The sequence below is a fragment of the Halostagnicola alkaliphila genome (assembly GCF_055379965.1).
In genome coordinates, this window is sequence record NZ_AP043826.1 from 16,049 (window position 1) to 42,382 (window position 26,334).

23 protein-coding genes and 1 tRNA gene are annotated in these 26,334 nt (G+C 60.9%); 17 read left to right on the forward strand and 7 right to left on the reverse strand.

All coding sequences use genetic code 11. From position 1 onward, the window contains the following. The first annotated feature begins 387 nt into the window (after positions 1-387). Positions 388-1,860, forward strand: coding sequence for a dihydrolipoyl dehydrogenase family protein (locus ACZ5C7_RS05115; protein ID WP_464375276.1), 1,473 nt, complete (start codon positions 388-390; stop codon positions 1,858-1,860). A gap of 76 nt (positions 1,861-1,936) precedes the next feature. Further along, positions 1,937-4,405, forward strand: a complete 2,469-nt coding sequence (locus tag ACZ5C7_RS05120) for a S8 family serine peptidase (RefSeq protein WP_464375277.1) — start codon at positions 1,937-1,939, stop codon at positions 4,403-4,405. Positions 4,406-4,485: 80 nt separating this feature from the next. Here the strand turns inward: ACZ5C7_RS05120 and ACZ5C7_RS05125 are convergent, their stop codons facing one another. Further along, positions 4,486-6,222 carry a methyl-accepting chemotaxis protein gene (locus ACZ5C7_RS05125; protein WP_464375278.1) on the reverse strand — a complete coding sequence of 579 codons (1,737 nt, stop codon included), beginning with the start codon at positions 6,220-6,222 and terminating at the stop codon, positions 4,486-4,488. A gap of 368 nt (positions 6,223-6,590) precedes the next feature. On the opposite strand from ACZ5C7_RS05125, the gene ACZ5C7_RS05130 reads away from it, so the two are divergent. Together ACZ5C7_RS05130 and ACZ5C7_RS05135 are read left to right on the forward strand one after the other, a co-directional pair. Next, positions 6,591-7,010 carry a DoxX family protein gene (locus tag ACZ5C7_RS05130; RefSeq protein ID WP_464375279.1) on the forward strand — a complete coding sequence of 140 codons (420 nt, stop codon included), beginning with the start codon at positions 6,591-6,593 and terminating at the stop codon, positions 7,008-7,010. Positions 7,011-7,191: 181 nt separating this feature from the next. Next, positions 7,192-7,803: an N-acetyltransferase family protein gene (locus ACZ5C7_RS05135; RefSeq protein WP_464375280.1), complete on the forward strand. Its 612-nt coding sequence runs from the start codon at positions 7,192-7,194 to the stop codon at positions 7,801-7,803. 95 nt (positions 7,804-7,898) lie between these two features. Here the strand turns inward: ACZ5C7_RS05135 and ACZ5C7_RS05140 are convergent, their stop codons facing one another. Continuing rightward, a complete protein-coding gene (locus ACZ5C7_RS05140; RefSeq protein ID WP_464375281.1) occupies positions 7,899-9,197 on the reverse strand; it encodes an RNB domain-containing ribonuclease in 1,299 nt (432 codons plus the stop codon). A 109-nt stretch (positions 9,198-9,306) separates the two neighbouring features. After that, the gene (locus ACZ5C7_RS05145) at positions 9,307-9,597 is read right to left on the reverse strand and encodes a DUF7562 family protein (protein WP_464375282.1); all 291 of its coding nucleotides are present in this window, start codon (positions 9,595-9,597) and stop codon (positions 9,307-9,309) included. A 154-nt stretch (positions 9,598-9,751) separates the two neighbouring features. Here ACZ5C7_RS05145 and ACZ5C7_RS05150 point away from each other — a divergent pair, with 154 nt between their 5' ends. Further along, complete coding sequence (locus ACZ5C7_RS05150; RefSeq protein WP_464375283.1) at positions 9,752-10,231, forward strand: RNA-binding protein; 480 nt, start codon at positions 9,752-9,754, stop codon at positions 10,229-10,231. 47 nt (positions 10,232-10,278) lie between these two features. Here the strand turns inward: ACZ5C7_RS05150 and ACZ5C7_RS05155 are convergent, their stop codons facing one another. Continuing rightward, positions 10,279-11,244, reverse strand: coding sequence for a transcription initiation factor IIB (locus ACZ5C7_RS05155; RefSeq protein ID WP_464375284.1), 966 nt, complete (start codon positions 11,242-11,244; stop codon positions 10,279-10,281). A 267-nt stretch (positions 11,245-11,511) separates the two neighbouring features. Here ACZ5C7_RS05155 and ACZ5C7_RS05160 point away from each other — a divergent pair, with 267 nt between their 5' ends. The 11 genes from ACZ5C7_RS05160 (at position 11,512) to ACZ5C7_RS05210 (ending at position 21,905) form a co-directional block, all read left to right on the forward strand. Next, positions 11,512-11,868 (forward strand): cell division protein SepF, encoded by a 357-nt coding sequence (locus ACZ5C7_RS05160; RefSeq protein ID WP_464375285.1) that lies wholly within the window; start codon positions 11,512-11,514, stop codon positions 11,866-11,868. Between the two features lie 165 nt (positions 11,869-12,033). Continuing rightward, a complete protein-coding gene (locus tag ACZ5C7_RS05165; RefSeq protein WP_464375286.1) occupies positions 12,034-12,207 on the forward strand; it encodes a hypothetical protein in 174 nt (57 codons plus the stop codon). Between the two features lie 205 nt (positions 12,208-12,412). Further along, the gene (gene citZ / locus ACZ5C7_RS05170; RefSeq protein WP_464375287.1) at positions 12,413-13,561 is read left to right on the forward strand and encodes a citrate synthase; all 1,149 of its coding nucleotides are present in this window, start codon (positions 12,413-12,415) and stop codon (positions 13,559-13,561) included. A gap of 81 nt (positions 13,562-13,642) precedes the next feature. Continuing rightward, a complete protein-coding gene (locus tag ACZ5C7_RS05175) occupies positions 13,643-14,188 on the forward strand; it encodes a gamma-glutamylcyclotransferase family protein (protein WP_464375288.1) in 546 nt (181 codons plus the stop codon). 264 nt (positions 14,189-14,452) lie between these two features. Continuing rightward, entirely contained in the window at positions 14,453-15,664 is a 1,212-nt protein-coding gene (gene ilvA / locus ACZ5C7_RS05180) for a threonine ammonia-lyase (protein ID WP_464375289.1), read from the forward strand. A gap of 80 nt (positions 15,665-15,744) precedes the next feature. Continuing rightward, positions 15,745-15,960 (forward strand): hypothetical protein, encoded by a 216-nt coding sequence (locus ACZ5C7_RS05185; protein WP_464375290.1) that lies wholly within the window; start codon positions 15,745-15,747, stop codon positions 15,958-15,960. Between the two features lie 149 nt (positions 15,961-16,109). Beyond that, positions 16,110-16,190: transfer RNA gene (locus ACZ5C7_RS05190), tRNA-Ser, on the forward strand. Between the two features lie 846 nt (positions 16,191-17,036). Continuing rightward, a complete protein-coding gene (locus tag ACZ5C7_RS05195; protein WP_464375291.1) occupies positions 17,037-17,738 on the forward strand; it encodes an SOS response-associated peptidase in 702 nt (233 codons plus the stop codon). Positions 17,739-17,944: 206 nt separating this feature from the next. Further along, entirely contained in the window at positions 17,945-19,612 is a 1,668-nt protein-coding gene (thsB, locus tag ACZ5C7_RS05200; protein ID WP_464375292.1) for a thermosome subunit beta, read from the forward strand. A gap of 145 nt (positions 19,613-19,757) precedes the next feature. After that, positions 19,758-19,898 (forward strand): hypothetical protein, encoded by a 141-nt coding sequence (locus ACZ5C7_RS05205; protein ID WP_464375293.1) that lies wholly within the window; start codon positions 19,758-19,760, stop codon positions 19,896-19,898. 90 nt (positions 19,899-19,988) lie between these two features. Then, positions 19,989-21,905: an ABC transporter ATP-binding protein gene (locus tag ACZ5C7_RS05210; RefSeq protein ID WP_464375294.1), complete on the forward strand. Its 1,917-nt coding sequence runs from the start codon at positions 19,989-19,991 to the stop codon at positions 21,903-21,905. Between the two features lie 28 nt (positions 21,906-21,933). Here ACZ5C7_RS05210 and lrp read toward each other — a convergent pair whose 3' ends face one another. After that, on the reverse strand, positions 21,934-22,398 hold the full coding sequence (gene lrp, locus ACZ5C7_RS05215; RefSeq protein WP_283836026.1) for an HTH-type transcriptional regulator Lrp: 465 nt from the start codon (positions 22,396-22,398) through the stop codon (positions 21,934-21,936). Positions 22,399-22,524: 126 nt separating this feature from the next. On the opposite strand from lrp, the gene glnA reads away from it, so the two are divergent. Beyond that, entirely contained in the window at positions 22,525-23,880 is a 1,356-nt protein-coding gene (glnA, locus tag ACZ5C7_RS05220) for a type I glutamate--ammonia ligase (RefSeq protein ID WP_464375295.1), read from the forward strand. A gap of 98 nt (positions 23,881-23,978) precedes the next feature. Here the strand turns inward: glnA and ACZ5C7_RS05225 are convergent, their stop codons facing one another. Together ACZ5C7_RS05225 and ACZ5C7_RS05230 are read right to left on the reverse strand one after the other, a co-directional pair. After that, on the reverse strand, positions 23,979-24,896 hold the full coding sequence (locus ACZ5C7_RS05225; protein ID WP_464375296.1) for a phosphatase PAP2 family protein: 918 nt from the start codon (positions 24,894-24,896) through the stop codon (positions 23,979-23,981). Between the two features lie 132 nt (positions 24,897-25,028). Continuing rightward, entirely contained in the window at positions 25,029-26,300 is a 1,272-nt protein-coding gene (locus ACZ5C7_RS05230; RefSeq protein WP_464375297.1) for a YihY/virulence factor BrkB family protein, read from the reverse strand. Between the last annotated feature and the right edge of the window lie 34 nt (positions 26,301-26,334).

The window sequence follows — 26,334 nt, forward strand, 5'->3', positions numbered from 1 at the left end:
TGTGAGCCGTTTCGCCGAATTTGTGCGAGGGGCGAATGAGCGAACAACGTGAGCGAATGAGTCGGCTGGGGAGGGCGAGGTGCTGGTGGGTGGGATTGAAAGGGGCCAACGGGCTCGAGGAGTCCGACGGCCGTTAGCACTGCAAACGAGCGACTATCGGGAGCGAGTTGGGGAGCGCACGTCGTCAGACGACTCGAGCCCGTCGGGGGCTTTCTGGTTCGTGGATGTGAAGACAGCATATCGGAAGAACACGATCCCAATCTCGACGAACAAACAAACCACTAGCAAACAAACTACTAACAACCAAACTACTCGATTTATACTCTGGCTGTTCGGAGCACGTTCTAGGCGCGGAACGACTTTTTGTATCGCCCCGAAAGAGATGGTATGGTACACGTCGCGATCGTCGGTGGGTACGGGAGCGCGGGCGTCGCCGTCGCCGACGAACTGGTCGAACGCGTCGGCGACGACCCGGAGCGGGACCTCGAGTTGACCCTGATCGACGACGGCGATCCGGGCGGCGGGCTCTGTATTCTGAAGGGCTGCATGCCCTCGAAAGACGTCCTCTCGGCCGGACAGCACCGGTATCAGGTCAGACACGACGACCGACTCGAGGGAACCCCCGAGGTCGTCCCCGAGCGCGTGATCGCACAGAAAGACGAGCACATCCACGGATTCGCACGGCACCGTCGGGATCACGTCCACGACCTGGCCGAGCGGGACGATGTCGAGTTCATCCACGACACCGCTCGGTTCGTCGACGACCGCGTACTCGAGGTGGACGGGCGAACGCTCGAGCCCGACTACGCGGTGATCGCGACGGGGTCGGTCGTCGACGTGCCCGATCTGCCCGGCATCGACGACGTTTCGTTTTCGACCAGCGCGGACGTACTCGACGCGACCGAGTTCCCCGACAGCGCGATCGTGATGGGCTTTGGCTACATCGGCCTCGAGCTCGTCCCCTACCTCTCGGAGGTCGGCGGCGTCGACCTCACGGTCATCGAACACGACGAGCGGCCGCTGGACGAGATGGAGCCCGAGTACGGCGAGACGATTCTAGAACTCTATCAAGAGCACTTCGGCGTGGAGATTTTGACGAAGACCGACGAGCGGCGACTCGAGTCGGTGGAGGAAAATGACGGCGTCCGCCTGCACGTCGACAGGGACGGTATCGAAGAAACGCTCGAGGCGGAGGAGCTGTACCTCTTTACGGGTCGTCGACCAAACGTGGACGGCCTGGGCCTCGAGAAGACGCGACTCGAGATCGACGAGGGGTGGGTCGACTCGACCATGCAGGCCCGCGACGACGACCGCGTCTTCGTGGTCGGCGACGTCAACGGCCGGGAGCCGATTCTCCACGTCGCGAAAGAGCAGGGCTTCGCCGCCGCCGAGAACGTCCTCCGGCACGCTCGAGGGGAGGAACTCGAGCCCTACGCGAACGTCCCCCACCACGTCATTTTCTCGGGACTCGGCGTCTATCCGTTCGCCCGGATCGGCCACACGCCGGCGACGGCGAGTGAGAGCGAGATGAAGACGGTCGTCGTCTCGAGCGAGGCCTCATCCGAGGGCGTGTTCAAATCGAAGAACCACCCGGAGGGGCGGGCGACGCTCGTGGTCAACGCCGAAGACGGCTCGGTGCTGGGGTACCAAGGGTTGCACCTCCACGCGGACGTGATGGCCAAGACGATGCAACTGGCCGTGGAGATGGCACTCGACGTTCGCGAGATTCCGAGCCGCGCCTATCATCCCACGACGCCCGAAATCCTCGATAGTCTGCTGCGGGATGCCTGTTCCGAACTCGCGACGCGTCCCGACTGCGTCGCGACCGATCCGCCGTCGGGTTTCGAGCGGACCGAGTGACGGTCGATCGCCGTTCTGTCGGAACGATGGAACGTAGCCGTACGTCTTAAGCGACCGGACTTTCTTCGTGTGGATAATGTCGGGTTTTTCGACTGATTGGGGCGGGGAGCGTGGGATCCTCCCGGCCGCTGTGGTGGTAGTACTCGCGGTTTCGCTTGCACTCGCGACCGGCCCGGCCGCCGTCGCCGGGAGCGTCTCGACGGCGGGCGCTGGTACTGCAACAGGGACGGAAGCGGGAGCACTCGAGACGAGCCAACTCGAAACAGGCCAATTCGAGTCGAGCCACCTCGAGACGGCGATCGACCCGGCGCTCGAGAACGCCTCCGGGAACCAATCCGTCCTCGTCGGGTTCGCCGACGACGCCGGAGAATCGGACCGGACGGACGACGCCTCGATCTCGACGCGGCAAGCGACCGCCGAGGAGACGCAGGCCCCGCTCGAGACGTACGCGAACGCGACCGGCGGCGTCGATTTCGAAGACGGGTTCTGGATCGCCAACGCGGCGACGGTGACGATCGACGCCGACCGCGCGGATTCGTCGACCGTCGCGAAAGAACTCGCCGAACTCGACGGCGTGACGGAGATAGGACTCGAGGACGAGGTTGTTATTCAGGCGGCGACGGACGAGCAGTCACAGACTGAAACCGACGAAGCCGACCTCGTCTCGACGGGCGGCAACTCGGTCCCGTACAACCTCGAGCAAACCAACGTGACGGACGTCTGGGACGGGTTCCACACGAAAGGCGAGGGGACCACGGTCGCCGTCCTCGATGCGGGCGTCGACGAGAGCCATCCGGATATCGACCTCGAGGCGTGGAAGGACTTCACGACCGATCCGTCGGACGAACCGACCGTCCACGACGAGCACGGAACCCTCGTCTCGGGCGTCGCGACGGGCGGCGACGAGAGCGGGACGCCGATCGGCGTCGCGCCGGATGCGGATCTCATGCACGGCGCCGTCGTCTCGGATTGCGATAGCGGAACGTGTGCAACGTCCGAATCGGCCGTCCTTTCGGGAATCGAGTGGGCCGTCGAGGAGGACGCGGACGCCGTCAGCATCAGTCTCGGCTGGTATCGCTACAGCGGGTCGTTCGTCGACGCGGTCGAAACCGCGAACGACGCCGGAACGGTCGTCGTCGGCGCGATCGGTAACGAGGGAGAAGGGTCCTCGCTCACGCCGGGGAACGTCTACGATACGCTGAGCGTCGGTGCCGCGAACGAGTCGGCGGGAGTCGCCTCGTTCTCGAGCGGTGAGGAGATCGATACCGCCGAGGCGTGGGGATCCGACGCGCCCGATAACTGGCCCGAAACATACACCACGCCGGACGTCGTCGCGCCGGGCGTCGGCATCGAGAGTACGATTCCCGACGGCGAGTACCGAACGGCAAGCGGAACCAGCATCGCGACGCCCCACGTTGCCGGCGCGGTCGCACTCGTCCAATCGGCGACGACGGCGGATCTCGAGGCGACTGAAATCACGGATGCGCTTCGAGAGACTGCCTGGAAGCCCGAGGACGCGTGCTCGCTCGAGGACGAACCCGCGAGCAGTCAGAACGAATCGCCGAGCGATCGAGACGAAAAACCGGACGAGTGCGACGCGGAGACCGACACCCGGTACGGAAACGGCATTATCGACGTGTACGCCGCAATCGACGCGGTCGGAACTCACGCGACCCTTAACGGTACCATAACCGATCAGGAAACCGGCCATCCGGTTTCGAACGCCACGGTTGCGCTCACCGCCGACGACGGGACCGAGTTCGAGACGGCGACGGAATCGGACGGAACCTTCGAGTTCACCGGCCTCGTCGGCGATCGGAAGTACACGACCGCGATCGAGGCGGAGGGGTACGAGGACGTCACCGAGACGAACGACGTTCCCGCCGACGAGACGACGACGATCGATTCCTCGCTGCGCGGGGACGGCGAAGCCGAACTCGCGCTCACGGACGACCACTTCGGGGCCGGAATCGACGCCGCGACCGTCGAACTCGTCGGCGATCACGGAACCTACACCGCGAGTCACGACGGGAACGGAACGTACACCGCCGCGAGCGTCCCGAGTTTGGGCGAATACGAGTTGCGCGCGATCGCCGAGGGGTACGTAAATGAGGAACGAAGCGTCTCGCTCGAGACGGCGGACGACCGAGTCGACGAATCCGTTTCGCTCGAGGGAGATGCAACCCTCGAAATCACCGCAGAAACCGATGGCGGCGATCCGGTCGACGGCGCAGAAGTCACTGTTTCACGCGAGTCGGGAGACGCCTTCGAGCCCGAAACTCAGAGCGACGAGGACGGGATGATCGAGATTACGGTCCCCGGAACGGGTGAACGGTACTCGATTAACGCGTCAGAGCCGGACGCGGGATCGGGAACGGCCGAGAGCAACCCGGTCGAGAGCCAAGAAACCGAGACGGTGACAGTGGTGCTCTCGGACGGTGTCCTCCCGACGCCAGGGTTTGGGGTTGCGACGTCGGTAATTGCGGTGACTGCGGCAGTTGCGGTGGTTATGACGACGATTGTCCGCCATCGGCGAGCGACGTAGTTGCGAAAATCCAACCCTCACGCGAGCGAACGCGCATTGCGTGGTATTTCTCCCGAGTAGCTATACGCTCGAGGAGCCACTTACGATGCCTGCGTCGCGCCGCTACCTGCCCCAGCCGTCTCGAGGTCGAAACGGGCGAGGCGGGTTTCCATCTCGGCGGCCATCTCGTCGATGGTTTCCGAGATGTCGGCCATCCGGTCGATCGTCTCCGTCTGCTGGTCGATGTTCGTGGAGACGGCCGCCATCCGATCGTCGATCTCGGCGCTCCGCTCGGAGAGGTCGCTCACGACGTCTTGGACGGCCTGAGCGTCGGATGCCTGATCTTCCGCCGCTCGAGCGATGTTCTGGATTCCCCGATCGGTCTCCTGGACCGCGTCGTCGATTTCGTCGATGTGATCGACGACGCCGTCGACGGCCTCGGCGCTCGTTTCGACCGTGTGATTACTCCGCTCGATCGTCTCGACGGTCTCTTCGACGTCCGACTGGATTCCCTCGAGGTCTTTCGAGATCGTCTCGGCGGTGTCTTTGGACTCGTCGGCGAGGCGCTTGATCTCCTGTGCGACGACCGCGAACCGATCGCCGGAGCCGTCGGCGCGAGCCGCTTCGATATTGGCGTTGACCGCCAGCAGGTTCGTCTGGTCGGCGATCTCGCCGACGAGTTCCGCCATCTCTCCGATCGTGCTCATCTGGTCTCGAAGCGTCTGGACCTGCGTCACCGTTTTCCCGGACGCGTCCATCGACTCGTCCATTCGCTCGAGTGCGGTTTCGGCCTCGGTCGCACCCTGGTCGGTTCGGTCGCTCGCCTCGGCGGCACGTTGCTCGATCGTGCCCGCGTTCGCCGTGATCTCCTCGATCGCCGCCGAAAGGTTCGAGACGTTTTCCTCGGCGACGGCCGCCCGTTCGGCCTGTTCGCTCGTTTTGGAATCGACGGCTTCGCTCGCCCGCTCTATCTGTTCGGTCGCACTCGAGGTCTCCTCGGCCGCCTCGACGAGATCGTCGCTGATCTGCGCCAACTGTCCGGAATTGTGTCGCACTTCCGCCAGCGCGTCGTGAATGGTGTCGATCGCGCTCGAGAGATCCTCGGCCATCGTCGAGAAGCGGTCGTAGGCATCTCGAATCTCCTCGGAATCGCCTTCGGGCTCCGGAACCTCCGGATCGATGGTGAAATCGCCGTCACTGAGTCCGTCCATCCACCCCTGGAAGGATTCGACGACGTCCTGCTGGTAGGCCTGGTACTGCTCTAAGGTCTCCTGTCGGTTGACCGCCTCGACCCGTTCGGAAACATTGCGGTTGATTTCGATCGCGCCCGTGAGGTCGCCGGAGGCATCGAACAACGGGAAAAACGTTCGGCTGACGTGGATCGTCTCGTCGTCGACTTCGACGACCCCCTCGAGGTTCTGGATCGATTCCTCCGTCTCGAGGACTTCTTTCATCACGGAGTTGTCGGCCTCGTCGAGGTCGAACAGGTTCTTCTCGAGCAGTTCGCCGGGAACGCGCCCGAAGAGGTCGCGACATTCCTGGTTCGAATGGGTGAAGTTTCCGTCCGAGTCGATGACGAAGATGGGGTCAGTCGACCCTTGCAGATAACTGACGATGATCGACTCGGCGGTGGCCTCCCCGAACGGTGTTTCCCTCGAAACGCGCTCGACGTCGCCAGCGGGGTCTACCAACGCTCCGTCGGTGGCCTCCCAGTTGGCGGTGTGGCCGAGTTGCTCGGAGGAAGCGGTATTCCCGGTCGGTTGCGCGGCGTCCGCAGAAGCACCCTTCGATTCTGCTGAGTTGGTGATCCCGACCAAACCCAGTAACGAGTTTCGCATGACAGGCGTTATGTAGGGCCATTATTTAAATCGGATGGCAGATTTCGTCAATGGGTGAACATATGGGCATATGCCACACGATTTATCCGGCCGATGCTGGGTTCGGTCGTGAGACGGGGAATCAGCCGGCAATACGCACAATCATATTCAATATCTGTTAGCTCTAATTAGTTATAAGGCTGATTTCAGTAGTCACCTACGTCGTCGGATGAGTTGGTAACACAGGGGATACCTGATAACCATAACATCAGGAAGAGTATATGTTCATCGGGCACTGACGTTGGTACCGTAATGCAACTGTTATACGAGACAATGGAGAGTTGGATGAAGTCGAACAGTGCCGTCGCCCAATCGCGGGTGAGCAACTGATGGTGCTCGAGAATTCCATGAGCGGGGAACTGCTGTTGGTCGGGCGAATCTTGTTCGGTCTCGTGATCGCGTTTACCGGACTCAATCACTTCCTCGACATGGAGGGGATGATCGGGTACGCCGAAGCGAAAGGAGTGCCGGCACCGTCGATCGCGATTCCGGTATCGGGTGCGATGTTGCTCTTTAGCGGATTGGGGATCGCCCTCGGCGTCTTCCCGGTTCTAGCCGCAGCAGCCCTCGTCGTCTTCTTCGTCGTCGTCACGCCGAAGATGCACGACTTCTGGAACGCCCCTGAGGAGCAAAAACAAGGCGAAGTGAACAGTTTTCTGAAGAACGTCGGCCTGCTCGGTGCGTCGCTCGTGTTCCTCGCACTCGGTGCCGCTTCGTGGCCGTACGCGGTCAATCTCGGTCTCTTCTGATCGTCGGTCGAAGCTGAGCCCCCGACCGTTCCGAATCATCGGTTAGTTCTACGTAGCTCGTACGACGTTCTGACTCGAGGTTCGAGCCCATCGATCGAGTCCGCAGACGACGGTTCGTCGTCGGTAGCGCTTTCCACACCACCAGAACTTGTTTATCAGTTCCCAGCGATATTCGAACCGAATGCCACAGGTTAGACCGGTGACACTCGAGGACGTTTCGGCTGTTCGTCGGATCGCTCGCGAGAGCTGGCACGCGGCCTACGACGAGATACTCGGTCCCGAGGGAGTCGAAGCGCTGATCGACAAATGGTACACCGAGAGCACCCTCGAAGAAAGCATCCAGCGAACGGCTCGTCGTGAAACGGACGTCTTCCTGACCGGGTTCCTCGAAAATACCGCTACGGGTGGGGTCGGGACGGCAGTCGAACCCGATGAAGACGACCGATTGATGCCGCCAGTCGGCTTCGCACAGGCAACTCCTGCACGCTGCGGAGACGGCACAGATCAGCGCGCGGAGACGACCGCCGAACTCAATCGAATCTACGTCGACCCGGACGCGTGGGGCAACAGCGTCGGTTCGACGTTACTCGAGGGCGTCGAGCAAGCGCTCGCGGAGTCGTTTGAACGGCTCCAATTGAAGGTGCTCGCGGGCAATACGGTCGGAATCTCGTTCTACGAATCGACCGGATTCGAACGTCTCGAGACTCAGACGAGTGATCTTAACGATATCATCGATGACGGAGACTCGATCGACGACCCGATCGAGGAGCACGTGTACGAAAAGTCGCTGTAGGTGCATGTCTACGAAAACCGCTATCAGAGAGCGTTTGGAAAAACCATCTCGGGATAGACAAACTCGGAAGAGGCTACCTCGAGAGCAAAGTCCTCTCAGAGCGTGTTTTCGGCGTCACTCCCCTCGACGATTTCGATGCCGCGGTTGTTGACCGCCGTCGGATCGAGGCCGACCTCTTGCAGGAACGTCTTGTACTCGCGTTCGCACTGTTCGGCGTCCTTCTGCCTGTCGCTGGCTCGATCGCAGAGTTCGATGAGGTTCTCCGGCACGTCGTTCTGGTAGACGATCCAGTGGTTGATCAGATCCGATAGCCGCCGGATCGGGCTCGTGAAGTGGCCGTAAATCTCGAAGTTCAGCGCGTGGTGACCGCCGAAGGGGTCGTTCATGTATCGAGCGCGTGGCATGACCTTCATCACCGCCCACTGAATCTTATCGAGCTGTCGGGCCGGGGCGTCCTCGAGCGTCGCGTTGACCGCCATCCGCGGATCCTCCCACTTGTCGCCGGGGATCGAGACGCCGTCGAGATCCTGAATCTCCTGAAGCGCCTTCGACCACTCGTCGGGGCTGGGCTGGGGATGAACGCGGTACATCGCCTCGACGCCGCGAGACCACATGAGTTCGTGCGTGACGGCCTTGTTCGCTTTCAGCATGCACTCCTCGATGATGGTGTGGGCGCGATCCCGGCTCGGATTTAACACGAGGGAACCGTCTTCCTTGCGGATCTCGTGCATCCGGTCGGCGAGCTTGTGAACGAGTTTGTTCACTTCGTGTAACGGCGCATCGGGGTCCTCGAGCCGGTTTTCGGCCTGCGAGTAGGTGAGTCGCTCGTCCGATTCGATGACGGATTTGTAGATGTCGATCGTTTCGTAGGAGAGGTTCTCCTTGTCGAGGTGCATCTCGACGGTGTGGGCGAACCGCTCCTCGTTGGGAACGAGCGAGCAAACCGATTCGGCCAGAACCGGCGGCAGCATGTGGATGGTGTATGCCGGGAGATATACCGTGTTTCCGCGCTCAACCGCCTCGTCCCACATCGCCGTTTCCGGGTTGACGTAGTGGGTCACGTCGGCGATGTGGACCCAGAGGACGTACTCGTCCTCGCGCTCTTCGACCGAAATTGCGTCGTCGAAGTCCTGTGCGTCGATCGGATCGGTCGTCCAGGTCGTCAGGTCCCGAAGATCCTCGCGGTCGTCGATCTCGTCGCTAATTTCGGCTTGAACGTTCTGCGTGCGTTCTTCGGCTTCGTCGAGGACGTTCTGTGGGAACTCGTCGCGGATCTCGAACTTCTCGAATAACTCCTCGCGCTTGTTCTCGAGGTGACGGGCGAGATCCTCAGAGATCTCGACCGGGCCCTGCCCTTCGGCCGTCCCTGCGTCGGCCTGTGTCTCGTCGCTCATACCGGTTCGTACGGACGTGTCCCTGAAAGCCGTGTCGGGACGACTTCCCCGCATGCCGAAAAACGACTTCCCTGCGCGCTGAAAACCAAAACCGCACGAACTGAGCCGCTCACCGCTCCTCGAGCGGCCCGTACCGATCCTCGACGGTCGCGACGTAGCGAGTCAGAAACTCGAGTTGGGAGCACTCTCCCGCGTCGATTTCGACGAGCAGGTCCTCGAGCTCCGTGCGGGCGTGGTGGCAGAGATCGTCGTGGCAGGGCGAACAGAAGTGCTCGAACTCCTTTCCGTCGCGCTCCCAGCGATTGCCGTACTTGTCGTACTCTCGAGCCATCTCACGATCGACGGTCTCGCCGCAGGCGATGCAGGTGACCGTCTCGGTATCGGTGCTGACGGACCACATACGAATCGGGTGGGTACGAGTCCACTTAGCGATTACCACACCCGTTGGTGGTGGCGATTGTCCGCCGGAGCGAGCATTCGGGCGGTCTATAGCGCCGGAGAATCCAGGGCCCGAGAACGGTCGTTTTATACACGAACCGCCCGTCCACACGAGCATGGAGGTCAAATCTCGACACCATCTCCGCAGCGATGCCGTCTCCGATCTCGAGACGACGCTTGCCAACCAGCTCGGCATCGAACTCGACGGTGACACCTACGAGCGCGTCGAGTTCGAAACGGTCGACTGGGAGGTCATCCTCGTCGACGGCGAGCCGCGAATCGCGTACTTCGACGAAGAGCCGTTCCTGACGGTTCGAGGGGCCAACGTCTACGAACCCGAGAAACGACTCGTCACCGTCGACTCCGGTGCGATCTCGTTCGTCAGCGACGGGGCGGACGTCATGCGACCCGGGATTACGGAGGCAAGCGGCGATATCGACGACGGCGACCTGGTCGTCATCGCCGAGGAATCACACGGGAAAATACTCGCGGTCGGTCGCGCCCGCGTCGACGGCACGCAGATGGTCGGAGACGAAGGAAAGGTCGTCGACTCGCTCCACCACGTCGGCGACGATCTCTACGAGTTTTCGGGATAACCTAAAAAATAACCGCCGACAATCGCGACTCTCGAGGCCGGTTTCGCTTACTCGTGAATGCCCATCGCTTCGATCTGTTCCTGATAGCGATTTCGGATCGTGACCTCGGTAACCTGTGCGACCTCTGCGACCTCGCGTTGGGTCTTCTTCTGGTTACAGAGCAGTGAGCTGGCGTAGATAGCCGCAGCGGCGTAGCCCGTCGGCGACTTGCCCGAGAGCAGTCCCTTCTCGGTCGTCGTGTCGATGATCTCGTTCGCTTTCCCCTGTACCTCTTCTGAAAGCTCGAGCTCCGAGCAAAAGCGCGGGACGTACTTCTTCGGATTGACCGGCTCCATTTTCAGCGACAGCTCCTGTGCGATGTACCGGTAGGTCCGGCCGATCTCCTTGCGATCGACTCGGGAGACGGCGGCGACCTCCTCGAGACTGCGTGGGATCCCCTCCATACGACAGGCGGCGTACAGCGTGCTCGTCGCCACGCCCTCGATCGATCGACCGCGGATGAGGTTTTCGTCGAGCGCGCGACGGTACATCACGCAGGCGACTTCCCGAACGGAACGGGGAATCGCGAGCGCAGAGGCCATCCGGTCGGTTTCCGACAGCGCGAACTGCAGGTTGCGTTCGCCGGCGTCCTTGGTCCGGATCCGTTCTTGCCACTTGCGAAGACGGCGCATCTGACTGCGCTTGTCAGCGGAAAGCGAGCGGCCGTAGGCGTCCTGATTTTTCCAGTCGATCGACGTCGTCAGTCCCTTATCGTGCATCGTCTTCGTCGTCGGCGCGCCGACGCGGGACTTGTTCTGGCGTTCGGAATGATTGAACGCGCGCCACTCCGGACCGCGATCGATGTTCGTCTCTTCGGCGATCAACCCACAGTGATCGCAGACGAGTTCGCCCTGATCGTCGCTGTTGACGAGTGTCCCGGATTCACATTCGGAACACACCCGTTCTCCATCCGACTCGTGCGCTTCCTGCTCCGTTTCGGTTTCACGCTCGCGCTGACGGGTGGGACTTTCCATTTCGTATTGGTACTCGCCTTCTGGTACCTTAACACCTCGCCACCGAAAGACACCCGAATCGACGCATGCTCGAGAGCGAAAAGAACCGGCCATCGCCAGTCTGTAGCGATGTTGAACGACATCGGTACCGCGATATATTGACAGGGGGCTCTGCGTTCGGCTCGTAATAGCACCGGCCTCGAAGAATTGTTCGCGCTGCAGTAATTCGTTCAATCCAGACGGTGTCTGACGTAAGAACTATACTCACGGCGAGGCTGGATTTTGTCAATGGGACTTATGACCAAAATTCTCGGCGGGGACCAGTCCCGATCCGCTGGGGATTACGTCGAATTGAACCTCGACGACGTTACCGATAACACGACCGAAGCGGCGATGCAGGTACACGTGGCAGAGGTCGATGGACAAGAGGCTGCCATCGATATCAAAGATACCGTCTACGACGGCGACATCGTTATCGCCGATATCACGCGATTGCGAACCAACGATAAGACGGTCGAACACATCGTTGACGAACTTCGACAGGTCGCGAACGAAGTCGACGGCGACATCGTCCGGAAAGGTGACGACCAGATTATCATCACCCCGACCGGCGTGAAGATCGGACGCGAGAAGCTCGGACACTAGTATCGGTTGGACCTTGTATCGGTTCTGTAGGATTCGGTCTGGTGCTTGCGCCATCGCTTCGTTCGGTGGCTGTCTCGAACGATCGGAATCGGTCTGTGCGTTCAGTAACCCTCGGTTTTCGTCTCTTTCGACACGTATTTGCGTGCTGTCGAACGAGCGAGAATCATGACGCTGACCGATTCTGTCCCCGACTATCTCTGGCAGGCGGCCATCTTGTTGCTCGCGATTCTCGTCTTCCAGATCGTCGTTCGCGGCGAGCTAACGCTCTCGATCGCCGTCATCGCTGTCGTCGGGTTTCTCTTCGTCTCGTGGGCGGTTGAATCACTCAGAAACGAGTAACACGCACTCGACGCACGATTGCTTCACATCCACACGCTTTTCGTACGATTAACTCGGGAAACAGTTCTATTCATGGCAAAGTCGACGAAATCGAGATATTCACGAAAAATCCGGTGTTCCACCCAGTAACCGGAACATCGCCCGCGTTCGGCCGTCACAGCGGACAAACGACAATACTTTTCCATCGGGGTCCGAAACGACAGGTATGGCAGACGACCTCAAGAAAGGGCTGGAGGGAGTGTTGGTCGCAGAGTCAGGACTCAGCTCCATCAACGGCGACGAGGGTCGCCTGGTTTATCGCGGGTACACCATCGAAGACCTCGCCCGCGGGGCGAGCTACGAAGAAGTCGCGTACCTCCTCTGGCACGGCGAACTTCCGGACGGGGATGAACTCGAGGAGTTTTCCGAGGCGATGGCCGCAGAGCGCACCGTCGACGACAGCATCCTCGAGACGGTTCAGGCGCTCGCCGACGCCGACGAGCAGCCGATGGCGGCGATGCGCACCGCGGTTTCGATGCTTTCTGCATCCGAGCCCGAACCCAACGCGGATCCGGCCGATCGCGAAGCGTCACTCCGAAAGGGTCGTCGAATCACCGCCAAAATCCCGACGATTCTTGCGGCGTTCGAGCGGTATCGACAGGGCGAAGAGCCCGTCGATCCCGATACGGAACTCGGTCTCGCGGCGAATTTTCTCTACATGATGACCGGCGAACGGCCGGACCAAGTCGCCGCAGAAACGTTCGATCAGGCGCTGATCCTTCACGCCGATCACGGCCTCAACGCCTCGACGTTCACCTCGATGGTCATCGGCTCGACGATGGCGGATATCTACTCCGCGGTCACCGGCGGCATCGGTGCCCTCTCGGGACCGCTCCACGGCGGCGCGAACCAGGACGTCATGGAAGTCCTCATCGAAATCGACGAGAGCGGACTCGACCCCCTCGAGTGGGTCGAACAGGCGACGGAGGAAGGCCGACGCATCCCCGGATGGGGACACCGCGTCTACGATGTCAAAGATCCGCGGGCGAAGATCCTGCAGGAACGGAGCCGTGAGCTCGCCGAAACCGGCGACTCGAAGTGGGACGACATCACCAACACGATCGAGGACTACCTCACCGAGGAAAAGGGACTCGTCGAGAAGGGGATCGCCCCGAACGTCGACTTCTACTCCGGCTCGGTCTACTACCAACTCGGCATCCCGATCGATATGTACACCCCGATCTTCGCGATGAGTCGCTCGAGCGGCTGGATCGCCCACGTCCTCGAATATCAGGAGGACAATCGGCTCATCCGGCCACGCGCACGCTACACCGGCCCCGAGGATCAAGGCCTCGTGGCGATCGACGAACGATAGAGCGACTTTCGGACTGATTTTTGCGAGCAGGAGGCTTCTGGGCGATACGAGCAAGGTCCTCGAGAGTGAGGTGTAAAATACATGTACGTCTTCGTCTACGGAACACTCACAAATACCGCCCGAGCCGAAGCGGTGCTCGGCGAGATGGCTCGAGGAGCCGGAACGACCGATCCCATCGAATACGAGTTCGTCGGCAACGCGACCCTCGAGGGACTCCATCGCGTCGAGGGAGAGTATCCGACGCTCGTTCCCGGCGGAAGCGTCGACGGGCGAATACTCGAAGTCGACGAACGCGGTCTCGAGGCGCTCGACGCCTACGAGGGAATCGATCAGGGGCTGTACGTTCGTGCAGGAATCCCCCGGATCGATGGACCCGAGAGCGCAGTGTCGAAGGACATGGTCCCCGTTGAAGATCACGAGGTGTCACCGAACGTCGAGTCCGGTAGCGGTGACGTACAGGAAACGGACACCGAGGACATCATCTGGACCTATATCGGTGATCCCGACCGGCTCGAAGTCGGGGGCGAACGCGAGGACGGCCAATACTGGCCAGAAAACGAACCGTTCCGTAAACGGGTCCGTCGGCATCTGGCGGAGAACACCGTCGGCGTGTACAGCTTCGAATGACGACCGTCTGCTCAGTGTCAGACATCAGTTTCACCACGCTTCCCGCTTGCGGTTACACTTCCACCGCGGAGGCATGAGATTTATATGTTCCCGGTCCTCCTGTATAATCGCACGTCACACGCCGTGCATTCCCTGTATTCCCGTAGTGCTGTTCTTTTGACGGCACTACCTTCCAACAATTCTGGCGAGCGATGTGTAGTGATCGGGCGACGATAGACAGCATTCGACAGCAATCCTTACAATTCGTCCCGAGTACTCGAGTATATGCTCGGATTGGACGCTATTCTCGACGCCCGGCCGCGAGTACAGGAGACGTCACGACACACCCCGTGTGAGTACTCGCACACGTTTTCTGCGATGACCGACGCCGAGATCCACCTCAAACTCGAGAACCTCCAGCGAACGGGAGCCTTCAAGATTAGGGGGGCAACGAACCGAATCGCGACGCTCACGGAGGCTCAGAAAAACGCCGGCGTGGTCACCGCGAGCGCGGGAAACCACGCCCAGGGAGTCGCTCTAGCCGCCACTCGAAGCGGCGTCGACTCGAAGATCGTCATGCCCGAAAACGCACCGATCGCGAAAGTCAAGGCAACCAAAAACTACGGCGCGTCGGTCGTCCTCCACGGCGTCGACTACAGCGAGGCCGCCGAACGTGCACACGAGATCGAACGCGAAGAGGACAGAACCTACCTTCACGCCTTCGACGACCCGGACGTGATGGCTGGTCAGGGAACGATCGGCCTCGAGATCCTCGAGGACTGTCCCGACGTCGACACCGTCGTGGTTCCCATCGGCGGCGGCGGACTCATCAGCGGCATCGCGACGGCGATCAAAGAACAGCGTCCGGACGTCCGCGTTATTGGCGTGCAAGCCGATGGAGCCTCGAGCGCGGCCAGTTCGCTCGAGAAGGGCGAACTCGTCACGATCGATGCGGTCGACACCGTCGCGGACGGCATCGCGACCCGAAGCATCGGCGAACAGACGTTTCCGATCATCCAAGAGCGCGTCGACGAGGTGGTCACGGTCTCCGACCCGCAGATTGCGACCGCGCTAGTGCAGTTGCTCGAGCGCTCGAAGATCCTCGTCGAGGGTGCCGGGGCGGTACCGCTCGCTGCCGTTCTCTTCGAGCAGTTCGACTACGACGAGGACGAGGTCATCGTGCCCGCACTCTGTGGCGGAAACATCGATATGAACATGCTCTCGACGGTCATCGTTCGCGGGCTGGTCGAGACGGGACGCTACCTCAAGATCCGAACCGTCCTCAAGGACCGCCCCGGGGCGCTCGAGGACCTCCTCGATATCTTCTCGGCTCACAGGGCGAACATCTACGGCATCCAGCACGATCGCACCTCTCGAGACATCAGTATGAGCGACACCGAAGTCGAGATCGACCTCGAGATGCGCGGGCACGACCACGTCGAGGAGTTCCTCGAGGATCTTCGGTCAGAGGGGTACGAAGTCGACGTGCTGGTGTGAGGATCACCACGGCTTGTGGGTGCGCCAGTTCTCGTTCGTTACGCTTACGGTCGCTCCGGGATACCGCTCGATCGAGCGACGTGAATCCACGAACTAAATCTGCTCTGCTCTGGGGCGCAGTCGGTACGATGGCGTTTCTCGTGTTGATTCAAGGCTACGCGCTGGCTCGAGGGCCGCTCCTTTCGATCGCGCAGGCGATGCTCGTCGCCGTGCTCGTCGGCTGTGGGACGGCAGCGCTCACGTACGCGCTCGAGCATCACATCGCCGAATGGTCGGCTGCGCGGGCGAGAGAATAAGCTTCTCGAGGGGTTTAGAAGGCGACAGTCTCGCAATCGGATCTGAGTGAGATTTCCGATGATGCCAACACTCAGCATACTGACCGCAGTGGGACGAACGATTCTCCGATCGTAGTCTTTAAACGACCGACCCGGTTATCTACGAGTGAGCCAGGATGGCCGAATGGTAAGGCGCACGCCTGGAAAGCGTGTTCCCTTTGGGATTCAGGGTTCAAATCCCTGTCCTGGCGTTTTTGTCGAAATCGATCGACGAGCGAAGCGAGTCGCGATTTCGGCAAAACCCGAAGAAGGGATTTGAATCAGGGAGGTCGCGCACAGCGAGAGCGCGGTCGCAACGCGACCGCGATTGCGAACGGCGAAGCCGTGAGCGAGCACGTCCGACCGTGGTTCAAATCCCTGTCCTGGCATTCACAACCGTATCGGATCCCTCGAGGCAGAGTATCAGAGAACCGTCCGACGCTCAATGGTGAGACAACTGTGCTGGTAGTACGGCAACGAAAGTCATCCAAACCACTCGCTATTGAGGCTATCGTCGGCGTTCAAATACCACCGAACGCACGTATAGCCGAAAGCGAGCAACACGGCGACACCCACAACATTTGCTATCATATCCATGCTTTAATCTACCTCGTTATATTAAATTGACTTTTGGTAATAAGTGACTCTGTCGGTTTGAGCGTACTTGGCTCACGAACAACGGCATTTGTCCCCTCGCAACCGCTCTTCGGCAGCTCTCGAGAGAAAAGACACTCCCACCCGCCGCTCGAGCCGCTCAATTCCCAGTCATTGTTTGATCTCGAGCGGCGAGTCGGTCGCGATCCAGCAGTCGGGGTCGTCCCGGTCGCGCAGTTCGAGCAGTCCGTCCTCACACACGACGAGTTCGTATCGATCGTCCATAGCAATCATCAGTCGATCCACCGAGATCGATTATGGTAACGGGGCACCTACCATCCGAAATCGAGGGGGTACGGACCCCATACCGTTTCGGCCGATCGTTTCACGAACGGGAATCAGCGGGTGGCTCCCGACGATGGGTCGATGAAAGGATCTTATCGGTGCAACCCGTTGTGGACGGTATGTGTGGCCGCTATACGCTCTTCGTTGATCAGGACGACCTCGAGGATCGGTTCGACGCCCGGTTTTCGGAGCCGTTTGGACCGCGATACAACATGGCTCCGGGCCAGCGACTGCCCGTAATTACGAACGAGGAGCCGGAATCGATCCAGTCCCTCGAGTGGGGGCTGGTTCCGTCGTGGGCCGACGACGATAGTGACGGGCTAATCAATGCGCGTGCAGAGACCGTCGACGAGAAGCCGAGTTTTCGCGAGGCCTACGAACAGCGTCGAGCGCTGGTGCTCGCCGACGGGTTTTACGAGTGGGTGGAAGGTGACGACGGCCGGAAGCAACCGTACAGAGTCGCCTTCGAGGACGATCGACCGTTCGCGATGGCCGGGCTCTGGGAGCGCTGGGAACCGTCGACGACCCAGACCGGACTCGAGGCGTTCGGTGGCGGGAGCGAGGACACCGAACACGGCGGCGAGAACGGTCCGCTCGAGACCTTTACGATCATCACGACGACGCCGAACGATCTCGTCGAAGACCTCCACCATCGGATGGCGGCAATTCTCGAGCGCGAGAGCGAACAAAAGTGGCTACGAGGCGAAGAGTCGCCATCGGCGCTCGAGCCCCATCCCGACGAGGAGATGGTCGCCTATCCGGTTTCGAGGGCGGTGAACAGCCCGGCGATCGACGACCCGTCGCTGGTCGAACCGGCGTAACCGACAGCCCAAGAAGAGGAGTATAAAAGTAGCACGGATAGGGAGACACGCGTTTCAGTAAACGTATGTTATATTGTAACACACATTCCGGATCACACCAACGTTGTACGGCGGTTTCGTAGCTCACGCGGTCGACTTGTCATCACCTCGCGGTATCGAAGGAAGTTAAGATTTATATAGAAGGACAAACATAGAATCAGCTGACTATGAGTCAGCGAATGCAACAGGGACAGCCGATGATCGTGATGAGCGAGGACTCCCAGCGCGTCAAAGATCAGGACGCGCAGGACTACAACATCAGCGCCGCTCGAGCGGTCGCGGAGGCCGTTCGCTCGACACTCGGTCCGAAGGGAATGGACAAGATGCTCGTCGATTCGATGGGATCGGTAACCATCACGAACGACGGCGTCACCATCCTCAAGGAGATGGACATCGACAACCCGACGGCCGAGATGATCATCGAGGTCGCCGAAACCCAGGAAGACGAAGCCGGCGACGGCACCACGACCGCCGTTGCGATCGCGGGCGAACTCCTCAAAAACGCCGAGGACCTCTTAGAGCAGGATATTCACCCGACGGCCATCATCAAAGGATTCCACATGGCCGCGGAGCAGGCTCGAAACGAAGTCGACGATATCGCCGAGGATATCGACCCGACCGACGAGGACCTCATCCGGAAAACCGCCGAAACGTCGATGACAGGCAAAGGTGCCGAGGTCAACAAAGAGCACCTCGCACAGCTCATCGTTGACGCCGTCTCCGGCGTCACCGTCGAAACCCAGGACGGCGAGAACGTCGTCGACCTCGAGTTCCTCAACATCGAGACCCAGACCGGCCGCGCAGTCGGCGAATCCGACCTCCTCGAGGGCGGCATCATCGACAAGGAACCGGTCCACGACAACATGCCGACCGAGGCCGAAGACGCGAACGTCCTCCTGCTCAACGATCCGATCGAGATCGAGGAAACCGACGTCGACACCGAAGTCTCGGTGACGGACCCCGATCAGTTGCAGCAGTTCCTCGACCGCGAGGAAGAACAGCTCAAGGAGAAGGTACAACAGATCGTTGACCTCGACGCCGACGTCGTCTTCTGTCAGAAAGGGATCGACGACCTCGCACAGCACTACCTCGCGAAGGAAGGCATCCTCGCCATCCGTCGCGCCAAGAAGAGCGACCTCGAGTTCCTCTCGGAAGTCGTCGACGCCGCGGTCGTCTCGGACCTCGCGAGCGCGACCGAGGCCGACCTCGGCTTCGGTGACGTTACCCGCGACGAAGATGACGAACTCTTCTACGTCGAAGGCGAGGACGCACACGGCGTTACCCTCCTCCTTCGGGGCTCGACCGACCACGTCGTCGACGAACTCGAGCGCGGCGTCAACGACGCACTCGACGTCGTCGCACAGACCGTCTCCGACGGCCGCGTTCTGGCCGGCGGCGGTGCGATCGAGGTCGAACTCGCATCGCGTCTCCGTGACTACGCTGACTCCGTTTCCGGACGCGAACAGCTCGCCGTCGAGGCGTTCGCCGACTCCCTCGAGCTCGTCCCGCGCGTGCTCGCCGAGAACGCCGGCCTCGACAGCATCGACACGCTCGTCGACCTCCGCGCGGCTCACGAGGACGGCGACGTGCAGGCCGGCCTGAACGTCTTCTCGAGCGGCGTTGAGAACACCTTCGAAGCTGGCGTCGTCGAACCGGCTCACGCCAAAGAGCAGGCCGTGACCTCCGCAAGCGAGGCCGCGAACCTCGTTCTCAAGATCGACGACATCATCTCCGCCGGCGACCTCTCGACAGACAAGGGCGGCGACGAGGGTGGCGCACCCGGCGGCGCAGGCGGCATGGGCGGCATGGGCGGCGGCATGGGCGGCATGATGTAAACTCGGCCCGCAAACCCATCCATCGCCTCACCCGCTCGAGTATCGCACGGGCGATCAGTTTGCGACGCATTTTTTGTGAACCGGCGATCGTATTCGTTACGTGATCGGGAGAGCGTTCTTTTATCTTGGGCCACGAACGGTTCCTATGGCCTACCAAACCACGATCGGCTGGTCGCTGTTCTCCTCGGGACTCGTCACGCTCCTCCTGTTCGTCCTTCCCGGCGATTCCCTGTGGTGGGGCATCGGCCTCCTCGTCCTCGGCTTGCTCGTCTTGTACGTCAGATGAGGATAGCCGGGTCGGTTCACACCGGAACCGATCACCGATAGCAACGAGAACCGTATCTGGTTTACGTTTCGAAATAGTACGCCGTGGGTAGTGAGCACCCACGACGACGAGACGCCATTCGACGCCTACCGCGAGGAGGTCGAGAGACCGCTCTCGAGGCTATTCCTCGAGTACACGCCCGGCCGCGCCGGCTGGTTTTCCGCGGGGATGGTCGCGAATTTTATCGCCCGGATGGCGAGTCTCGTGCCGCCGTTGTTGTTGGGTGTCGCAATCGACGCGTTGTTTACCAACGAAGGACCGTTCGAACTGCCGCTCGTCCCCGACGCCTGGCTCCCAGCGGGGGAAGCCGAGCAATTCTGGTTCACCGTTATCGCTATCGCCGGCTCCTTTCTGATCGTCGCGCTCTTTACCTGGATCTACGGCGTCACGGCAAACATGTTCGCCCACGGCGTGATGCACGCGGTGCGGGTCGACACGTTCGAGAAGATGCAACGGCTCGACATGACGTTTTTCGACGACAAGCAGACGGGCGAGGTTATGGCCGTCTTGAACAACGACACCCAGAACCTCGAGATGTTCCTGGATAACGCCCTCATGAACTCCGCGCGCCTGATCATGATGGTCGGGGGCATCACGGCCGTGCTCTTCTATTTGAACTGGCAGCTCGCGTTCGTCACCCTGTTCGCGATTCCGGCGATGGTCGTCTTTACGGTCTGGTTCATGCGCGTCGTCGAACCGAGATACGTCCGCGAGCGATCGGCCGTCGGGCGGCTGAACACCCGCCTCGAGAACGCCATCGCCGGGATGGGTCTCACCAAGACGACCTCGAGCGAGGAGTACGAGGTCGGTCGCGTTCGAAACTCCTCGAGAAACTTGTTCGAGAAGACGATGGACGTGCTCAAGCTGAGCTACCTCTACCGGCCTGGAATGGAACTCCTGGCCGGCGTTGCGTTCGCCGCAACCTTTCTCGTCGGCGGGCTCTGGCTCGTCAACGACGCCGCGCCGGGGCCGCTCACCGGGACCCTTTCCGTGGGCGACTTCGTCGTCTTCTTGATGTTGACCCAGCGAATCGTCGACCCGCTCGCGGAAGTGTCGAACATCGTCGATCAGTACCAAAACGCCAAGGCCTCAAGCGAGCGCGTCTTCGGACTGATGGACATCCCCGTCCACGTCGAGGATCCGGACGACCCGGTCCCCCTCGAGAACCCCGAGGGCCGGGTCGAGTACGACGACGTCACCTTCGGCTACGTCGATAACGCGTCGCGGTCTGGCGAGAGCGACGGGTTGGAACTCGAGGAGACGGTCCTCGAGAACGTCTCCTTCGAAGCCGACCCCGGGGAAACGATCGCGTTCGTCGGACCGACCGGTGCGGGGAAGTCGACGGCGCTGAAGCTCCTGCTCCGACTGTACGACGTACAGGAAGGGGCGGTGCGGCTCGACGGTCACGACATTCGAGACCTGACCCTCTCGGATCTCCGCTCGACCGTCGGCTACGTGAGTCAAGATACGTTCCTCTTTGACGGCACGATCGCCGACAACATCCGGTACGGTCGCTTCGACGCCGACGACGAGGACGTGCGAGCGGCCGCGGAGGCAGCACAGGCTCACGAGTTCATCGACGATCTTTCGGAGGGGTACGGGACGCGCGTCGGCGAACGCGGCGTCAAGCTTTCGGGCGGCCAGCGCCAACGGATCGCCCTCGCGCGGGCCGTTCTCGTCGATCCCGAAGTGTTGATTCTCGACGAGGCGACGAGCGCGGTCGACACGAAGACCGAACTCCTGATTCAGCGCTCGATTGATCGGCTGACCGAAGATCGAACGACGCTTGTCATCGCTCATCGGCTCTCGACGGTCAAAGACGCCGATGCGATCCTCGTCCTCGAGGACGGCCGGATCGTCGAACGCGGAACCCATGAGGAGCTACTCGAGGCGGAAGGGAGATACGAGACGCTCTGGGGAGCACAAGCCGGCGACCGAGAAACGGCGGCGGATACGCTCGTCGAGTAAGAGAAAAACCGCACGAGTCGGAACGCGATTACGCGTCTTCGTCGACTTCGAGCTCGAACTGTTCGTTTTCCGAAACCGAGTTGAGCACGACGCTCGTGTTCGAGGCTTTGATGTCGGGGTCGGTAAGCAGCGCTTTGATCTGATCGTTCATCCCGTCGGTGTCGACAAACTTGCCGATGGCGATCACGTCGTAGTCGCCGGTGACCTCGTAGACGCTGGTCATCTGCTTGTGGTCGCGCAGCGTTTCCGTGATATCGGGAAGCGCGTTCCCCTCGACTTTGAGCTGGATGACTGCCGTCACGTCGTATCCAACCGCGTCGTAGTCGACGCGCGGGGTGTAGCCGTCGATTACGTCCTGATCCTCGAGATCCGAAAGGTGGTTCGAAACGGTCGTTACAGACACGTCGAGCTCTTCGGCAAGACTTCGCAGACTTGCTCGGCCATCGCCGAGCAGTGCATTCACCAACTTTGCATCGAGATTTTCGTACGTCATCACATCAACCCACTCGCCCATCACATTAGAACTTTACGAATATCCAGTTTCCTCGGAAGAGTAGAAGATTTGCTCGATACAGTAGGGTTTTAGTAGTAGGGATCCTCGGATAGGACGACGAGAAAGATGACAAGCGGAAACATCACATCTGCAGAACAGGACGTATTGGACGAGATCGAAGCGAAGGATGTCGACTTCCTTCGTCTCCAGTTTACCGACATCCTCGGCACCGTCAAAAACGTCTCCGTTCCGGCCCGTCAGGCGGAGAAAGCGTTCACGGACGGTATTTACTTCGATGGATCCTCGATCGAGGGCTTCGTTCGTATTCAGGAATCGGACATGCGCCTCGTCCCCGACCCGGACACGTTCGCAGTTCTCCCGTGGAGAGATAGCGAAGAGAGCGCGTCCGCTCGAATGATCTGTGACGTGTATAACACGTCTACGGGTGAACCCTTCGAGGGAGACCCACGTTACATCCTCAAACAGGCGCTCAAGCGGGCAGACGAGATGGGCTACACCGTCAACGCCGCACCGGAACCCGAGTTCTTCCTGTTCGAAGAGGACGAGGACGGACGTGCGACGACGAAAACGAACGACGCCGGCGGCTACTTCGACCTCGCACCGAAAGACCTCGCGAGCGATGTCCGACGCGACATCATCTACGGCCTCGAGGACATGGGCTTCGAAATCGAAGCCAGTCACCACGAGGTCGCACAGGGCCAACACGAGATTAACTTCGAGTACGACGACGCTCTCTCGACGGCCGACAACGTCGGAACGTTCCGCACCGTCGTTCGCGCAATCGCTGCCGAACACGACCTGCACGCGACGTTCATGCCGAAGCCGATTCCGAAGATCAACGGCTCGGGCATGCACACGCACCTCTCGCTGTTCACCGAGGACGGCGAGAACGCGTTCCACGACGGCGACGACGAGTTCGACCTCTCGGAGGAGGCCCACGCCTTCACCGCCGGTATCCTCGAGCACGCGCCGGCGATCACGGCCGTCTCGAACCCAACCGTTAACAGCTACAAACGGCTCGTTCCCGGCTACGAGGCACCCGTCTACGTCGCCTGGTCCGACCGCAACCGCTCGGCACTGATCCGGAAGCCAGCCGCACGCGTCCCAGCCGCCTCGCGTGTCGAGGCTCGCTTCCCCGACCCCTCGTGTAACGCGTATCTCGCGTTCGCCGCGCTCATCCACGCCGGCCTCGAAGGGATCGAAAAGGGTCTCGAGTGTCCGGATCCAGTTCGAGAGAACATCTACGACTTCGACGAGGAGAAACGAGAAGAGTACGGTATCGAGACGCTCCCAACGAACCTCGGCGAAGCCGTCGACGCGCTCGAGGAGGACGAGGTTATCTACAACGCGCTCGGCGACCACATCGGACCGAAGTTCGTCGAAGCTAAGAACCAGGAATTCAAGGAGTACCTCGTCGACGTCTCCCAGTGGGAACTCGACCGGTACCTCGAGACGTTCTAAGCCACAACCCTCTCGGATAACGGCTCCAACCTAGCTGCTGTGGCCGCTTGCTGTCTTTATTCTTTTCTTGCGTTGCACTCGAGAGAGAGCGCCGCGACCTATCGAATCGTTTCCGGAGCGCCGCTCGTCGTCGACGAAGCGGCGTCATCCGTAACGAACCGTGGTAGCGCCAGGACGATCCCGCCCGCGGCGAGTCCGACGACGAACCAGACCAGATAACTCTCGAACAGGCTCAAAAGCCCTGCAGCAGCGCCCAAAACTATGAATCCCGCGAGTAGTTGCACAACGGCCCGCGCCGTCATCGGCCACCCAGTTTGGGGTGGTGTCCCGAACTGCCAGACGAGCAACGAACCGATCGCACCACCGAGAAGCGCTGCCGCATCCAGCCGATTCCCGATAACCAACGAACAAAGCGAAATCGCGGCGACGGTCACGAAAACACCGGTCGTCGCTGCGTGCGTTCCACGGTCGGCGAGCCGCCGTTTAATCGAGAGGACGACGAGCAGGTACGCAAGCGCGACCCCCGTCCCGACGACCACGTCGATGGGGTAATGAAGCCCGACGCCGATCCTCGAGAACCCGACGAGTGAGATCATCGCAGCCCCGGCCGCGTATCGAGCGCGCTTAGAACCGATATCGGTCTCGAGGGCGATCATCGTCCAGATCACCGTTCCGGCGATCGCGTGTCCGCTGGGGAAACTCGTCGTTCCCACCTCGACGGCAGGTGCGTACAGATGCGAGAAAACCGGCGAGAGACTCTCGGGAGCGATTGCCGGACCGACCCCCGGTCGTTCGACGGTAAAGTAGCCTTTCAGACCGACCATGATCGCGTACCCACCCATGACGATTCCCAGCCACGGCGCGAACCGATGGCGGTCGACGAGCCAGTACGTGAGAACGACAGCGGGCGCGACGAACCAGACACTGCCGAGATAGGAGAGAAACGCGAAGAAAAACGCCATCCACTCCGGGAACGCGTTCTGCACGGCCTCGACGTGCGCCGATTCGAACACCATATTCTCACCGATCACCCCTTGGAACACTATAGCTTTCGGCGGGTTTCTCGCTCAGAGCTGAAACGGCCTCGAACAATCTTCGAGGGTAGACTCACCCCGGCAACCCAACGGCCAGTAGTAATCGATAATTCTTTAGGACCGCCACTCGCCGATTCGGTTGCGTATCCGGCCCGGGATCCCGAGAACCGAGATGCCGGTACCGAACAGTACCATCAGGACGTAGACGCCCAGCGTCGACGTCCAGACGACGAACATGGCCAGGATAGCCCATCCCCCCTCGAGGAAGTAAAACGCCGCAATCGCCATCGCAGTTCCATAGAGCAAGACGAGGTACGGACCCCACCCGACGAGGTGTCCGCGCCGCACTCGTTTTCGGACGTAGCGTTTGAGTTCGCCCTCCAGGGAGTCACGCTGGACCGTCCGCTGGTCGACATCCTCCTCGAAAGACTCGAGGCGATCACGAAGCCGCTCGATCTCTTCTCTGAGCGCCTCCGGATCGTCGGATCTGTCCCGCGTGCGGGCGCTTTCGCGGTCTTCCGATCGATCTCCGTCGGCACCCGTGGCGTCGTCGGTCATCGCTTCTGTCGAAACCTGTCGCACGCCGGGACTTTGTAGCTGCCGATCCGTATCACGGCCCGCAAGGACGGCGTTCAACACCGCGCCGGAGATGATGATAATCGAGCCGATGTAGAGCCAAATGAGCACGAGTAACACCGCACCCAGCGCGCCGTACACGGCGTAGTCGTCCACGAACCCGGCGTAGACGGAAAACGTCCGGCTCAAGAGAAACCAGCCGATCGAAGCGACGACGGTTCCAGGAATTGCTTCGCGGAGACTAATATCGACGCCTGGGAAGATGAAAAACATCGGGAGAAACGCGGCGAACAATCCGAGCACCACAAGCACCGGGCCAATTACGCTAACGCCGACGAACGGAACGAAAGCGACGACGACCTCCACGATCGCAACGGCCGCGAGCCCGACCGTCACGGCGGCCGCGACGAGTAAGGCGTCCCAGAACGTGTCGATGAGCGACTTCGACGCGGCGGTTCCGTAGATCTTCGAAAACGCTCGGTCGAGCCCGCGCAGGACTCGACTCGAGCCCCAGAGCAATCCGAGCGCACCGACGAGGGTCGCGCTTCGACGCCCCGTCTCATCGACGAGCGTCTCGCCGAGCAGTTGCTGTGCCGATGGCGTGAGGACATCGCTGACCGCTGTCGTCACGTAATTCGCTAACGCTTCGCCGCCGATGGTCGCTGCGAGCCCGAGCGCGAGCAGCATTAGCGGGACGAGTGAAATGAACGCGTAGAAGGCGACACCGGCAGCTAACAGCGTCAACTGCTCGGTGCGCGAAAGGTGAACCACTCGTCGAGTCACCTCGAACACCCGTTTGCGGTCGATCACGTGGCACTAGTGGTTGCGGAGCGGCAAATATCGA